15 protein-coding genes are annotated in these 13546 nt (G+C 68.5%); all 15 read left to right on the forward strand.

The window, feature by feature from the left end:
- The first annotated feature begins 3 nt into the window (after positions 1-3).
- The 15 genes from CTJ15_RS00865 to CTJ15_RS00935 all read left to right on the forward strand — a co-directional run bounded on the left by CTJ15_RS00865 (position 4) and on the right by CTJ15_RS00935 (position 13540).
- Positions 4-1005, forward strand: coding sequence for a tripartite tricarboxylate transporter substrate binding protein (locus CTJ15_RS00865; protein WP_075821443.1), 1002 nt, complete (start codon positions 4-6; stop codon positions 1003-1005).
- Complete coding sequence (locus CTJ15_RS00870; protein WP_216348575.1) at positions 1002-1907, forward strand: amidohydrolase; 906 nt, start codon at positions 1002-1004, stop codon at positions 1905-1907. The genes CTJ15_RS00865 and CTJ15_RS00870 overlap by 4 nt, the downstream gene beginning before the upstream one ends.
- Entirely contained in the window at positions 1904-2782 is an 879-nt protein-coding gene (locus tag CTJ15_RS00875) for an NAD(P)-dependent oxidoreductase (RefSeq protein WP_075821444.1), read from the forward strand. The genes CTJ15_RS00870 and CTJ15_RS00875 overlap by 4 nt, the downstream gene beginning before the upstream one ends.
- A gap of 145 nt (positions 2783-2927) precedes the next feature.
- The gene (locus CTJ15_RS00880; RefSeq protein WP_075821445.1) at positions 2928-3917 is read left to right on the forward strand and encodes a LysR family transcriptional regulator; all 990 of its coding nucleotides are present in this window, start codon (positions 2928-2930) and stop codon (positions 3915-3917) included.
- 129 nt (positions 3918-4046) lie between these two features.
- The gene (locus CTJ15_RS00885; RefSeq protein ID WP_075821446.1) at positions 4047-4412 is read left to right on the forward strand and encodes a hypothetical protein; all 366 of its coding nucleotides are present in this window, start codon (positions 4047-4049) and stop codon (positions 4410-4412) included.
- Positions 4412-5263 (forward strand): class III extradiol dioxygenase family protein, encoded by an 852-nt coding sequence (locus tag CTJ15_RS00890; protein ID WP_099780859.1) that lies wholly within the window; start codon positions 4412-4414, stop codon positions 5261-5263. The genes CTJ15_RS00885 and CTJ15_RS00890 overlap by 1 nt, the downstream gene beginning before the upstream one ends.
- The gene (locus CTJ15_RS00895) at positions 5253-5975 is read left to right on the forward strand and encodes an alpha/beta fold hydrolase (protein WP_075821448.1); all 723 of its coding nucleotides are present in this window, start codon (positions 5253-5255) and stop codon (positions 5973-5975) included. The genes CTJ15_RS00890 and CTJ15_RS00895 overlap by 11 nt, the downstream gene beginning before the upstream one ends.
- Positions 5972-6964, forward strand: a complete 993-nt coding sequence (locus tag CTJ15_RS00900) for a catechol 2,3-dioxygenase (RefSeq protein ID WP_075821449.1) — start codon at positions 5972-5974, stop codon at positions 6962-6964. Before CTJ15_RS00895 ends, CTJ15_RS00900 begins: the two co-directional genes overlap by 4 nt.
- A 61-nt stretch (positions 6965-7025) precedes the next feature.
- On the forward strand, positions 7026-8204 hold the full coding sequence (locus tag CTJ15_RS00905) for an ABC transporter substrate-binding protein (RefSeq protein WP_075821450.1): 1179 nt from the start codon (positions 7026-7028) through the stop codon (positions 8202-8204).
- A gap of 15 nt (positions 8205-8219) precedes the next feature.
- Positions 8220-9080 (forward strand): branched-chain amino acid ABC transporter permease, encoded by an 861-nt coding sequence (locus CTJ15_RS00910; RefSeq protein WP_019463203.1) that lies wholly within the window; start codon positions 8220-8222, stop codon positions 9078-9080.
- Positions 9077-10099, forward strand: a complete 1023-nt coding sequence (locus CTJ15_RS00915) for a branched-chain amino acid ABC transporter permease (RefSeq protein WP_083755370.1) — start codon at positions 9077-9079, stop codon at positions 10097-10099. The genes CTJ15_RS00910 and CTJ15_RS00915 overlap by 4 nt, the downstream gene beginning before the upstream one ends.
- Positions 10096-10896, forward strand: a complete 801-nt coding sequence (locus CTJ15_RS00920; protein WP_169741501.1) for an ABC transporter ATP-binding protein — start codon at positions 10096-10098, stop codon at positions 10894-10896. The genes CTJ15_RS00915 and CTJ15_RS00920 overlap by 4 nt, the downstream gene beginning before the upstream one ends.
- Positions 10889-11617, forward strand: a complete 729-nt coding sequence (locus CTJ15_RS00925) for an ABC transporter ATP-binding protein (protein ID WP_075821452.1) — start codon at positions 10889-10891, stop codon at positions 11615-11617. Before CTJ15_RS00920 ends, CTJ15_RS00925 begins: the two co-directional genes overlap by 8 nt.
- 127 nt (positions 11618-11744) lie before the next feature.
- Complete coding sequence (locus tag CTJ15_RS00930) at positions 11745-12809, forward strand: aromatic ring-hydroxylating dioxygenase subunit alpha (RefSeq protein WP_019462768.1); 1065 nt, start codon at positions 11745-11747, stop codon at positions 12807-12809.
- Between the two features lie 5 nt (positions 12810-12814).
- Positions 12815-13540 (forward strand): GntR family transcriptional regulator, encoded by a 726-nt coding sequence (locus CTJ15_RS00935; RefSeq protein ID WP_019462769.1) that lies wholly within the window; start codon positions 12815-12817, stop codon positions 13538-13540.
- Positions 13541-13546 lie beyond the last annotated feature (6 nt).

The following is a 13546-nucleotide window of genomic DNA, read 5'->3' on the forward strand; positions in this document are numbered from 1 at the left end:
GGCATGACCGATCATCCGGCGATCACGCGCCGAACCGTATTCCTCGGCGCGGGTACGTTCCTGGGGGTATCCACGCTGGCGGCGCCCCGTATCGTCCTGTCGCAGACCCGTTTCCCGGATCACCCGATCCGCGTCATCGTGCCTTTCGCGGCCGGTGGCGTGGCGGACCTCACCGTGCGGGCCGTCGCCAACCCCCTTGCCGACCGGCTGGGGCAGCCAGTGGTGGTGGACAACCGCCCCGGGGCCGGTGGTATCCCCGCCGCGCAGCAGCTGATGAACGCCCCGGCGGACGGCCACACGCTGATGGCGGCGACAAACGGGACGGCGATCAGTCGCACCCTCTTCCACTCGCTGCCCTTCGACCCGCTGCGCGACCTGGCGCCGATCGTGACGCTGGGCAGCTTTCCCATCGCGCTCATCGTGGCGCCCGGCTCCCCCATCAAGAGCTTCTCCGACCTCCTGGAAAAGATGCGGCGCGAGCCCGGGGGCCTGAACATCGGGACGATCAATGCCGGGAGCACGCAGAACCTTTCGGCTGAACTTTTCAAGATCAGGGCGGATGTGAAGGCGGAAACCGTGGCCTTCCCGGCCACGCCGCAGCTCGTCACGGCGCTGCTGCGCGGCGATGTGGACCTGGCATTCGAGATCACGGCGCCTCTGCTGGGCCAGATCCATGACGGGGCCATAAGACCCATCGCGCTCACTTCGACGAAGCGCGCGCCGAACCTGGGCGACGTGCCGACGCTGACCGAGCTCGGCGTGAAGGACTACGATGTGACCTCCTGGAACGCCCTGGTTGCCAGGTCGGGCACGCCCGCCCCGGCCATCGCCGCCATCAACGAGGCGGTGAATGCCGTGCTGGCGCGGCCGGCCGTGCGCGACATCCTCACCCAGTCGGGGGTGGAGCCGCAGGGCGGAACGGCCGAGGCCATGGGCAAGCTCCTGGCAGCCGATACGGCGCGCTGGGCCGAAGTGATCGAGAAGGCAGGAATCCCGCGCCAGTGACGAAGACATTGCCCCCCCGCGACATCCCGACCTGCAAGGGCCCGGACCCGGACACGCGCCCGCCCCGCTACCGGGCCCCGCCAGGCGCCTGCGACGCGCATTGCCACATCTTCGGCCCGGATGCCGTCTTCCCCTATGCGCCTGACCGCGCCTACACGCCGCCCGACGCACCCTTCGATGGCCTGCGCCGCCTGCATGGCATCCTGGGCATCGAGCGCGCGGTGATCGTCCATGCCTCCTGCCACGGCAGCGACATGCGGGTGACGCTGGACGGCATCGCGCGCTCCGGCGGCGCGTATCGCGGCGTTGCCGTGGTGGAGCCCGGCGTGAGCGACGCCGAGCTGGCGCGCCTGCACGAAGGCGGCATTCGCGGCGTGCGCTTCAACTTCGTGCGCCATCTCGGCGGCATGCCGGATATGGGCTTCTTCGAGCGGGTGCTGGAGCAGATCGAGCCTCTCGGCTGGCATGTGGTGCTGCATCTGGACGCGCAGGACGTGACGGAACTGGCGCCCCGCATCGCCCGCATCCGCGTTCCTTTCGTGATCGACCATATGGGGCGGGTGAAGGCGCGGGGCGGGCTGGAGCAGCCGGCCTTCCGGAGCCTGCTGGAGCTGATGCGCAACGACAGGGCCTGGGTGAAGGTCTGCGGTGCCGAACGCGTCTCCTCCGAAGGGGCACCCTTCCACGACGCGCTTCCCTTTGCGCGCGCCCTGGTTTCCGTGGCGCCGGACCGCGTGCTCTGGGGCACGGACTGGCCGCATCCCAACATCGCCGGGGACATGCCCAATGACGGCGACCTTCTGGACCTTCTGGCGGAGGCGGTGACGGACGAGCCGGCACGCCGGAAGATCCTGGTGGACAACCCGGCCCGCCTTTACTGGAGCGAGGAGCAGACGGCATGAGCATGCGCATCGCGATCATCGGCTATGGCGAGGTCGGCAGCATCTTCGCGCGCGACCTGCGCGCCGCTGGCGTCACGGAGATCGCCGCCTTCGATCCCGCCTTCGCCGACCCGGACAGCAAGGCGTCGCGGAACGCCGGGCAGGCGGGACAGGCGGCGGCATCCTCTCCGCTGGAGGCGGTGCGGGGGGCGGAGCTGGTCATCGTCGCGGTGACGGCCGGTTCCGATCTGGACGCCATGCGTTCCATCGCGGCGGGCCTCGGCCATGCCCCCTTCGTGCTGGACGTGAATTCCGTGTCCCCCGGCACGAAGCGCGAGGCCACGGCGATCGTGGAGGCGGCCGGCGGTCGCTATGTGGAGGCCGCGGTCATGACCAGCGTGCCGCCCAAGGGTCTCCGTTCGCCCATGCTGCTGGGTGGGCCGCACGCCACGGCCTTTGCCGTGAGCATGTCGGCTTTCGACATGGCCCTGACGGTCTTCTCGGAAGAGGTCGGCCGCGCCTCCTCGGTCAAGATGTGCCGCAGCGTGATGATCAAGGGCCTGGAGGCCCTGGCCACGGAGTGCCTCCTGGCCGCGCGGCGCTACGGTGTGGAGAAGGAGGTCCTGGCCTCCCTTTCCGACACCCTGCCGCATCCCGATTGGCGTGGATTGGCGCGTTACGTGATCAGCCGTCCCCTGATCCATGGCCGGCGCCGCGCGGAGGAAATGCGCGAGGTTGCCCGCACTGTGTCGGAGGTCGGCGTGCCGCCGATCCTCAGTGGCCCGATCGCGGAGCGGCAGGACTGGTCCGCCGATCGCGGGGCAAGGCTTTCCCCGGAGGAGCTGGCGACCGAGGACCTCGACGCGTTACTGGACGCGGTCCTGGCGAAGCTCTGATCCGTCCTCCGGCACGGCAGCCGGCCCGGCTGGGATTGACGGCCCCGGTGAGGCATGATGCCTGGCCGGGGCCGTGCCTTCGGAGGGTGACATCCTGGCGCGTGCCGTCCCGACCGCGCGCACCAGGGCTCCGGGGGAGGAAGAAATGCCGAGGCATCTCGATCAGCAACTCAAGCTGCGGCTCCTGCGGGCTGTCGATGCCATCGGGGCGCATGGAAGCATCCTGGCCGCCTCCCGTGCGCTCTCCGTCACGCAACCGGCCCTGACCCGCAGCCTGCAGGAGGCCGAGGCGCTGCTGGGCCTGCAACTCTTCGAGCGCAGCGGGCGCGGCGTGCGCGTGACGCCGGCGGGGGAGGTGGTGCTGCAATCGGCCCGGCGCCTGCTGGGCGAACTGCGCCGCCTGGATGAGGAACTGGACCGGCTGGTCGGGCGGATGAAGACCACGATCATGCTGGGCGCCCTGCCCGTGGCCGCCGCCGGCGTGCTTCCGGGCCTGCTGGGGCGGCTGCGCAGCCAGCACCCGGAACTCGTGGTCCAGCTTGTCCAGGGCAAGACGGAGGAGCTCCTCCCCAAGCTGGAGGGTGGGGAGCTGGATCTTGTCATCGGGCAACTCTATCCGCCCGAGAGGCCGGACGGGCTGCTGCGGGAGGCGTTGTACGAGGAACCGATCTCGGTCCTTGCCCGCACCGACCATCCTGTCTTCGAATCCCCCATCACGGCGGAGGCGCTGCGCCGCTGGGAACTGGTGCTGCCGACGATCGGCCAGCGCGTGGGGCAGGAGATCGACCAGTTCCTGGCAACGCTGGGCCTCGCCCCGACCACCTCGATGCGTTCGACCTCCTACGGCTTCATCCGCGAGATGCTGCATTCGACCGACTTCATCTCGGTCATGCCCAATACCATGATGGCGGGTGACCTGCTGCGGGGGACGATCCGCGCGGCACCGCTGCCTGCCGTCTCCCGGCCGCGCCCGGCGGGCTTCATCCGGCGTGCCGATACGCCGCTCTCCGCAGCCGCCGAGGTCCTGGTGGACGGGTTGCGGCGCTATGTCGAGGAGATCGCGGCGCAGGGCCAGCATCCAGGATTGGCCGGAGAGCGGGCTGGAGCTGGTGGGTCCTATGTCGGCCCGGCATAACGCGCGCCGAAGAAGCGATAACACCTTTCCCACTTCGCCGGTCTAGCTTCCACTCTCAAGAGCCCGCACCCATCGCCTCGGCGAAGGGCCGGAAAGCGGGTGGGGGATACGGGGAGAAAAGTCCTGGTGATGCGCAGCCGACAGCTCGATCCCGGGCGCCTGCCCGCCGGCACCTACCTGAACACGGGGGTGACGGCCACCAATGCGCTCCGGCTGAACCGCTTCTGCTACGACCTGCGTCATGCGTCGAAGCGGGATGCCTTCATGGCCAATCCGGAAGCGGCGATGGCGCCCTACGATCTCGCTCCCGAGGACCGGGCGCTTGTCCTGGCGCATGACTGGATCGGCTTGGTGCGGCGTGGCGCGAACGTCTTCCCGTTGCTGCGGCTGTCGCAGCTCTGCGGCGATGGCTTGGCCGCCACGGGCGCGCAGATGCGCGGCGAGACGCTGGAGGAATACCTCGCCAGCCGCAACAGCGGGAAGGGAGCCCCCTGATGGCCCGGATCATCGCCGGCCTCGGTTCGCCCCATGCCCCTTCCATCGGGGCGCTGATCGACAAGGGTGCTTGGCAGGAGCCCGGATGGGAGAAGCTGCTCGACGGCTACCGGCCCATGCAGGACTGGCTGCGCGAGCGCAGGCCGGACGCCGCGATCCTCATCTACAACGACCATGTCACCTCTTTCTTCTTCGACCGCTATCCGACCTTCGCGCTTTCCGTCGCCGGGGAGCATCCGATCGCCGACGAGGGCTTCGGGCCGCGACCCCTGCCGCCAGTCCGGGGCGACGCGGAATTCGCCTGGCATGTCGCGCACAGCCTGGTGGATGACGAATTCGACCTGACCGTCTGCCAGGACATGCCGCTTGACCACGGGGCGCTGACGCCGGTCTCGGCGCTCTGGCCGGATCACGCGGAGGGTTGGCCCTGCGCCATCCTCCCGCTCGCCGTGAACGTGCTCCAGTTCCCGGTGCCGGGGCCGGGACGGCTCTTCCGGCTGGGAAAGGCGCTGCGGCGGGCTGTCGAGAGCTTCCCCAGGGACATGGACGTGGTCGTGCTGGGCACGGGAGGCCTGTCGCACCAGCTGCATGGCGAGCGCTTCGGCTATCAGAACCAGGACTGGGACATGGAGTTCCTCGACCGGCTCCAGGACGACCCGGAGCATTTAGCCGGGCTGCGGCTGCAGGACTTCATCGAGCGCGGCGGCGCGGAAGGGGCGGAGGTGATCATGTGGCTCGCCATGCGCGGCGCCCTTTCCATGCGTGTGCGCTGCCTGCACCGGAACTACCATGCACCGCTGCATACCGGCTTCGCCCAGGTGATCTACGAGGACATGCCGCATGTCGCATAGGGATGGGCGGCGCACGGTCGTGCTGGTGCCCGGCCTGCTCTGCGATGCCTCCGTCTGGGTGCCGCAGCGGCACAGCCTGGAACGGGACTACGATGTCCTGGTGCCGGATCTCTGGGGCCTCGATTCCATCGAAGCAATGGCAGGCGCCATTCTTGACATGGCGCCTGAGCGTTTCGCGCTGGCAGGCCATTCCATGGGCGCACGCGTCGCCCTGGCAATCCTGGATCGGGCCCCGGAACGGGTCGAGCGGCTGGCCCTGCTGGACACCGGCGTGCATCCCCGCCGCCCGGGCGAGGCCGCGAAGCGCCAGGAGCTCGTCGATCTCGCCCATGCACAGGGCATGGCGGCCCTGGCCGAGCGCTGGCTGCCGCCCATGGTGCATCCGCAGCGCGCCGGTGACCCCGCGCTGATGCGGCCGTTGGCAGAGATGGTGTGCCGGGCCACGCCGGAGATCTTCGGGAAGCAGGTCAGGGCGCTGCTGAACCGGCCCGACGCGGCGGCGGTCCTGCCACGCATCGACTGTCCGACCCTGGTGGCCTGCGGACGGCAGGATGGGTGGAGCCCGCTGTCGCAGCATGAGGAAATGGCGGCGGCCATCCGCGATGCCGAACTCGCGGTGATCGAGGACAGCGGCCATATGAGTACGGTCGAGGCACCGGCCGCCGTGACCGGCGTGCTGAGTGCCTGGCTGCGCCTGGGAGTGATGGCATGACATCCCTTCAATCCGCGGAACCCGTGATGGACTTGGCCCATCTCGGGCATCTGGAACTGCTGACGCCCAGGCCGAAGGAGAGCCTGCGCTTTTTCGTCGATGTCCTGGGCATGACGGAGAGCGGCCACCAGGGAGATTCGGTCTATCTGCGGGGTTGGGACGACTATGAGCGTTACTGCCTGAAGCTGACGGCGGCGCGCCATTCCGGCATGGGCCACATGGCCTTCCGCGTCAGGAGCCCGCAAGCCTTGGAGCGCCGCGCCGCGGCGCTGCGTGCCGGCGGGCACGACGTGTCATGGCATGATGGCGATCTGGGCCACGGCCGCACCCTCTGCTTCCGGGACCCGGATGGGCACCTGATCGAGCTCTACTACGAAACGGAATGGTACGAGGCGCCACCCGAGTTGCGGCCGGCGCTGAAGAACCAGGCTCAGCGCTTCCCCGGGCGCGGCGTGAACGTGCGGCGCCTCGATCACGTCAATTGCCTCGCCGCCGACATCAAGGCGAACCGCGAGTTCTTCGAGCAGTGCCTCGGGATGCAGCTGACGGAGCAGATCGTGTTGGACACCGGCGTCGAGGCCGGCATGTGGTTCACCTGCACGAACAAGAGCTACGACATCGCCTATTCCCGTGAGAGCAACGGACGGCGCGGGCGCTTCCACCATCTGACCTTCGCCCTCGACAGCCGCGAGGAGATCCTGCGCGCCGCCGACATCTTCCTGGAGAACGGCGTCCATATCGAGACCGGTCCGCACAAGCACGCGATCCAACAGACCTTTTTCCTCTATGTCTATGAGCCGGGCGGCAACCGCGTGGAACTGGCCAATGCCGGCGCACGGCTGATCCTGGCGCCGGACTGGAAGCCGATCCGCTGGAGCGAGGCGGAGCGGCGGAAGGGCCAAGCCTGGGGCCTGAAGACCATCGAGAGCTTCCACACCCATGGCACGCCGACCCTGGAGGAGATGGACGCGGAGGGGATCGTGTACTGATCGGAGGTTTAGGAAGCTGGGGCCGGTCCGGTCCCGCGTCTTTGTTCGGGAGGAAAGAACCATGAGAAGAAGAGAATTCCTGGCGGCTGGTGCCGCGATGACCCTGCCCCTCGCGGCACCGCGCCTGTCGCGGGCCGCGGAGCCGCTCAAGATCGGCCTGATCCTGCCGATGACGGGGCCCTTCGCCTCGACCGGACGGCAGATCGAGGCCGCCGTGCGCCTCTACATGCAGCAGAACGGCAGCGAGGTGGCCGGGCGTCCGGTCGAGGTGATCGTCCGGGACGACGCCAATGTCGCGGATGCGACGCGGCGCCATGCGCAGGAGCTGGTGGTGAACGACAAGGCCGCCGTCCTGGCGGGCTTCGGTCTGACTCCGCTGGCCCTCGCCGCCGCGCCGATCGCGACGCGCGCCAAGGTGCCGCAGGTCGTGATGGCAGCCGCCACCTCCAGCATCACCGAGGCGTCGCCCTTCATCGTCCGCACGTCCCAGACCATCCCGCAAGTGGCCCTGCCCCTGGGGCGCTGGGCGCCGGAGAACGGCATCCGCAAGGTCGTCACGGTGGTGTCCGACTACGGCCCGGGCATCGATGCGGAGAAGTGGTTCAAGGAACCCTTCGTGCAGGCCGGCGGGCAGGTGCCGGAATCCCTGCGCGTCCCCCTGGCCAGCCCGGATTTCGCGCCCTTCCTGCAGCGGGCGCGCGATGCCTCGCCGGATGCGGTCTTCATCTTCGTGCCGTCCGGCGCCGGATCGGTCTTCATGAAGCAGTTCGCCGAGCGCGGCCTGAAGGAGGCCGGCATCCGGCTGATCGGGCTGGGCGACGTGCTGGACGACGACATTCTCAACAACATGGGCGACCAGGCGCTCGGCGTGGTCACGTCGCAGCACTATTCCGTGGCGCATGACAGTCCGCTGAACAAGAGCTTCGTGAAGGCCTTCAAGGCGGCCAACAAGGACATGCGGCCGAACTACATGGCGGTCGGCGGCTATGACGGCATGGCGCTGATCTACAAGGCGCTGGAGAAGACCAAGGGCGCTTCCGGCGGGCCAATCCTGCTGGAGGCGATGAAGGGCCTGTCTTGGGAAAGCCCGCGGGGGCCGATCTCCATCGACGCGCAAACCCGCGACATCGTCCAGAACATCTACATGCGCCGCTGCGAGCGTCTGGATGGCGAGCTGTACAATGTCGAGTTCGCCACGGTCATGGCTGTCCGGGATCCGGCCAAGCCGGCCTCGGGCTGAGAGGAGAGGGCGGCGATGTTGACCGTTCTGTTCGACGGCGTGGCCTATGGGATGGTCCTTTTCATCCTCGCCTGCGGTCTCGCGGTGACACTGGGCCTGATGAACCTGGTGAACCTGGCGCATGGCGCCTTCGCCATGGCCGGGGGCTATGCCGCCCTCGTTCTGGTGAATCACTGGGGCGTGCCTTTCCTGGCCGCCCTGCCGCTGGTCTTTCTCTTCTCCGCCCTGCTGGGAGCACTGCTGGAGCGAACGCTCTACATCCATGTCTATGCGCGCAGCCATTTCGACCAGGTCCTGTTCTCGATCGGCCTGGTCTTCATGTCCGTGGCCATCGTGGACTACTTGGCGGGGTCCTCGCAGCAGTTCATCGCGATCCCCGACATGCTCCGCGCGCGGTTCGAGTTCCTGGGCATCAGCATGGGAGCCTATCGGCTGCTGATCATCGTCACCTGCGGCGTGATCGCGCTGGCCCTGCATCTCGCCTTGTCGCGCACGCGCTTCGGCAGCCGGCTCCGCGCCGCAGTGGATGACCCGCGCGTGGCACGGGGGCTGGGCATCAATGTGGGGGTGATCTTCGCAGTGACCTTCGCCATCGGCTCCGGCCTCGCCGGGCTGGGCGGTGCGCTGGGGGCCGAGATCCTGGGGCTGGACCCCAGCTTCCCGCTGAAGTTCATGATCTACTTCCTGATCGTGGTGACGGTGGGCGGCACCAGCTCGATCTCCGGGGCTTTCCTGGCCTCGCTCCTGTTGGGGATCGCCGATGTCGCCGGCAAGTACTACGTGCCGGAGTTCGGCGCCTTCGTCATCTACACGGTGATGATCGCCGTCCTGATCTGGCGGCCCCAGGGTCTCTTCGGCCGGGTGGCAACCCGATGAGCAGCCCCGGCATGAGCTTTCCGCAGCAAGCATCGGCCCAGCTCGCGCGCCTGTCCCGGTGGCATCCCGCGGAATACCTGGCCTGGGCGGCGATCGTGGCGGCTTTCCTGCTGTTCCCCGACCGCTACCTGCTGATCGCGGAGATCGCCGTCACGGCCCTTTTCGCGCTCTCGCTGGACCTCATCCTCGGCTATGCGGGCATTCTCTCGCTGGGCCACGCGGCCTTCTTCGGCCTCGGTGCCTATGTCGCCGGCATCGCGGCGGTGCGAGGCGTTTCCGACCCGCTGCTGGGCCTCGGGCTGGCCTGGGTGGCCGCGACCCTGCTGGGCGGCGCGACCAGCCTGCTGGTTCTCCGTGGCAGCGACCTGACGCGCCTGATGGTTACCCTCGGCGTGGCCTCGGTCCTCTACGAGCTGGCCAACCGGCTGAGCTGGCTCACGGGTGGGGCCGATGGCCTGCAGGGGATGGAGGTCGGCCCGCTCCTCGGTCTCTTCGAATTCGATCTGGGTGGCCAGGTGGCGGCTGTATACAGCCTCGTCGTCCTGTTCCTGGCTTTCGTGGTGGTCCGGCGGATCGTGCATTCCCCCTTCGGCTGGTCCCTGCGGGCGGTCCGGGGGAATCCGTTGCGCGCCGGGGCGATCGGCATTCCCGTCCGGGCCCGGCTGGTGGCGGCCTATACGCTGGGAGCTGGCTTGGCCGGGATCGCCGGAGCACTGCTGGCGCAGTCCACGCAGTTCGTCTCCCTCGACGTGCTCGCCTTCCATCGTTCGGCCGATATCCTTCTCGTGCTGGTGATCGGTGGTGTCGGCTGGCTCTATGGCGGGCTGCTTGGTGCGGTCCTGTTCAAGCTGATGCAGGACGTGCTTTCCAGCCTCACGCCGCAGTACTGGCAGTTCTGGATCGGCCTCGTGCTGGTGGCGCTGGTGCTGATCGGCCGGGACCGGATCGCCGACTGGCTCGCCCTGTTCCGCCGGCGCAAGCCCGCCACTGCCAGCCATGTCCCGGAGCCGGCCGAATGAGCGCAATGCTGCAGGACCTTTCCTCGTCCAGCCCCGAGCCTGGGCCTGCCCCGGCGCTGCAGACGCTGGGCCTGAACCGGCATTTCGGCGGGCTGCATGCGACACGCGACGTCAACCTCTCGCTGGCCCGGGGCAGCCGCCACGCCCTGATCGGTCCGAACGGCGCCGGCAAGACGACGCTCATCAACCTGCTGACCGGCGTGCTCCGCCCGAGTTCGGGCAGGATCCTGCTGGAAGGCGAGGACATCACGGCGTTGCGCCCCGATCAGCGCGTGCGCCGCGGCCTGGCCCGGACCTTCCAGATCAACCAGCTCTTCCCCGCCATGACCGTGCTGGAAACGGCGGGCCTGGCCATTTCCCAGAGGCTCTATGGCGGCCGCTCCTGGTGGCGGTCCGTAGGCAGCCGCCCGGCCGTGGTGGAGGAGGCGGTGGCCATCCTCGAACGATTCCGTCTGTCCGGGGTGATGGGGGAGCGTGTGGTCAACCTGCCCTATGGCCAGCAGCGGCTGCTAGAGATCGCCTTGGCCATCGCCTGCCGCCCCCGTGTGCTGCTGCTGGACGAGCCAGCCGCCGGAGTGCCCGAGGCGGAGCGCGAGGAGATCCTCGACCGCATCGCGGAACTTCCCGGCGACGTCACGGTGCTGCTGATCGAGCATGACATGGATCTGGTCTTCCGCTTCGCCGACCGGATCTCGGTCCTGGTGCTGGGCGGCGTGCTGATGGAGGGCAGCGTGGCGGAGGTCGCCTCGGACCCGCGGGTGAGGGAGGTTTATCTGGGGGAGGGCGAGCATGGCTGACATCCTGGCGGTGGAGCATCTCGCGGCGGGCTATGGGCAGGCCGCGGTGCTGCACGATGTCTCGCTGCGCCTCGCCGAAGGCCGCTCCATGGCGGTGCTGGGGCGCAACGGCATGGGCAAGACCACGCTGCTGAACAGCATCATCGGCGTCACGCGCCGCTTCGGCGGAACGGTCCATATCGGCGGAAAGGACATCACCAGCCTGTCCCCGGACAGGCGGGCCCTGGCAGGCATCGGCTGGGTGCCGCAGGAGCGCAACATCTTCCGTTCCCTGACCGTCGAGGAGAACCTGACGGCCGTGGCGCGGCCAGGGCCATGGGACCTGCGCAAGGTCTTCGCCATGTTCCCCCGGCTGGAGGAAAGGCGCCGCAACATGGGGGACCAGCTTTCCGGCGGCGAGCAGCAGATGCTGGCGGTGGGACGGGCGCTCGTGCTGAACCCGCGACTGCTGTTGCTGGACGAGCCGACCGAGGGCCTGGCACCGATCATCGTGGAGGAGCTCCTGTCGGCGCTCCGCCGGATCATGCGGGACGAGGGTCTTTCGGCGCTGCTGGTGGAACAGCACGCGCAGAAGATCCTGGGCGTCACGGACGAAGCGGTGATCCTGGAACGCGGCCGGATCGTGCATGCGGCCCCGAGTTCCGTGCTTCGCTCGGAAACGGAGGTGCTGGAACGATACCTGGGCGTATCTCGAAAGGGGGTGGTGCTTCCCGTCATGTGAGAAGGGCAGGGGCGCCCTCCCACGGGCCGGTTCCTGCGTGCCAGGAGATATAGAAGACAAAAGACTTGGCACGTCGGTATCCAGCTTGTATACAGGTTGGCAGGAAACGATCCGTGTGGAGGCCCCCATGGGCAGTAGGACCCCGACCTTTCCCCTGAATGCATGGTATGCCGCCGCCTGGGATGCGGAAGTGAAGCGGGAACTCCTGGCCCGCACGATCTGCAACAAGAAGGTCGTGCTCTACCGCACCCAGGACGATCGCGCCGTGGCGCTGGAGGATGCCTGCTGGCACCGCCTCGTCCCGCTTTCCATGGGCAGGCTCAAGGGTGACGAGGTGCAGTGTGCCTATCACGGCCTGCGCTTCAACGCGCGCGGGCGCTGCACCTTCATGCCGTCCCAGGACACGATCAACCCGTCGGCGAGCGTGCGCTCCTTCCCTGTGGTGGAGAAGCACCGCTTCGTCTGGATCTGGCCGGGCGACCCCGCCCTGGCCGATCCGGCGCTGGTGCCGGACCTGCACTGGAACCACGACCCGGCCTGGGCCGGCGACGGCAAGGTGATCCACGCCGCCTGCGACTACCGCCTGATCGTGGACAATCTCATGGACCTGACCCATGAGACCTATATCCATGGCAGCAGCATCGGCAACGATGCGGTGGCGGAAGCGCCTTTCGACGTCACGCATGGCGAGAGGACGGCGACGGTGACGCGCTGGATGGTCGATATCGATCCGCCGCCCTTCTGGCGCGCCCAGCTCGGCAAGCCCGGCAATGTGGACCGCTGGCAGATCATCCGCTTCGAGGCGCCCTGCACGGTGGCCATCGACGTGGGCGTGGCCCCCACCGGGACCGGCGCGCCGCAGGGCGACCGCAAGGAAGGCGTCAGCATGGTGGTGATCAACACGATCACGCCGGCAACCGACAAGACCTGCCATTATTTCTGGGCCAATGTGCGGGACTACCGCATCCACGAGCAGCGCGTGACGACCGATATCCGCGATTCCATCACCAAGGTCTTCCGGGAGGACGAGATCATCGTCGAAGCGCAGCAGCGCGCGATCGACGAGCATCCGGATCACGTCTTCTACAACCTGAACATCGATGCCGGGGCGCTCTGGGCACGGCGGCTGATCGACCGCCTGATCGAGGCCGAGACCGGCGGCGCCCCCGCCCTGCCGGTCGCGGCCGAGTAGCCACGATGTCCCAGAGCGTCGCGGCCCTGCTGAAGCTGCGGGAGGTGATCCTGAGCGGCAGCCTGCCGCCGGGGGAACGGCTCTCGGAGAACGGTGTCGCCGAGCGCCTCGGCGCGTCGCGCACGCCGGTGCGGGCGGCCCTGGCGCGGCTGGCGGAGGAAGGGCTGCTGGAGCCCATTCCGTCCGGCGGCTTCATGGTGAAGGCCTTCACTGAGCGGGAGATCCGCGATGCGATCGAGGTCCGCGGCACGTTGGAAGGGCTGGCGGCGCGCTTTGCGGCTGAGCGCGGCGCTTCGCCGGAAGGCTTAGCCCATCTGCGCGACATCCTGGAAGGCATCGACGCCGTCCTGGTGCGCGACCCCGCTGCCGGGATCGACTTCACCGAGTACGTGACGCTGAACGAGCATTTCCATCAGCTCCTGCTGGAACTGGCGGAGAGCCCGGTGTTGGCGCGCAAGGTCGGGCAGGCCGTGGCGCTGCCTTTCGCATCCCCCAGCGGCTTCGTCATGGCCCAGGGCGCGCTGCCCGAGGCGCGGGTGATCCTGACCGTGGCACAGGAACAGCATCGCAGCGTGGTGGAGGCGATCTCGCTGCGGGAAGGCGCCCGGGCGGAGGCGATCATGCGGGAACACGCCCGCCTCGCCCATCGCAACCTCGCCTTGGCCCTGCGCCAGGGCAAGCTTCATCTGGTCCAGGGCGGCGCCCTGATCCAGCGCCGCCTGCCGGCCTGAACGCGG

This window comes from Roseomonas sp. FDAARGOS_362 (genome assembly GCF_002754815.1).
GTDB classification, from domain to species: Bacteria; Pseudomonadota; Alphaproteobacteria; order Acetobacterales; family Acetobacteraceae; genus Roseomonas; species Roseomonas mucosa.

Coding starts and splice junctions, on each gene's coding strand:
- CTJ15_RS00900 (WP_075821449.1), top strand. CDS start 5,972: ATGACATCCCTTCAATCCGCGGAACCCGTGATGGACTTGGCCCATCTC.
- CTJ15_RS00910 (WP_019463203.1), top strand. CDS start 8,220: ATGTTGACCGTTCTGTTCGACGGCGTGGCCTATGGGATGGTCCTTTTC.
- CTJ15_RS00920 (WP_169741501.1), top strand. CDS start 10,096: ATGAGCGCAATGCTGCAGGACCTTTCCTCGTCCAGCCCCGAGCCTGGG.
- CTJ15_RS00930 (WP_019462768.1), top strand. CDS start 11,745: ATGGGCAGTAGGACCCCGACCTTTCCCCTGAATGCATGGTATGCCGCC.
- CTJ15_RS00905 (WP_075821450.1), top strand. CDS start 7,026: ATGAGAAGAAGAGAATTCCTGGCGGCTGGTGCCGCGATGACCCTGCCC.
- CTJ15_RS00925 (WP_075821452.1), top strand. CDS start 10,889: ATGGCTGACATCCTGGCGGTGGAGCATCTCGCGGCGGGCTATGGGCAG.
- CTJ15_RS00875 (WP_075821444.1), top strand. CDS start 1,904: ATGAGCATGCGCATCGCGATCATCGGCTATGGCGAGGTCGGCAGCATC.
- CTJ15_RS00915 (WP_083755370.1), top strand. CDS start 9,077: ATGAGCAGCCCCGGCATGAGCTTTCCGCAGCAAGCATCGGCCCAGCTC.
- CTJ15_RS00935 (WP_019462769.1), top strand. CDS start 12,815: ATGTCCCAGAGCGTCGCGGCCCTGCTGAAGCTGCGGGAGGTGATCCTG.
- CTJ15_RS00890 (WP_099780859.1), top strand. CDS start 4,412: ATGGCCCGGATCATCGCCGGCCTCGGTTCGCCCCATGCCCCTTCCATC.
- CTJ15_RS00895 (WP_075821448.1), top strand. CDS start 5,253: ATGTCGCATAGGGATGGGCGGCGCACGGTCGTGCTGGTGCCCGGCCTG.
- CTJ15_RS00880 (WP_075821445.1), top strand. CDS start 2,928: ATGCCGAGGCATCTCGATCAGCAACTCAAGCTGCGGCTCCTGCGGGCT.
- CTJ15_RS00885 (WP_075821446.1), top strand. CDS start 4,047: ATGCGCAGCCGACAGCTCGATCCCGGGCGCCTGCCCGCCGGCACCTAC.
- CTJ15_RS00865 (WP_075821443.1), top strand. CDS start 4: ATGACCGATCATCCGGCGATCACGCGCCGAACCGTATTCCTCGGCGCG.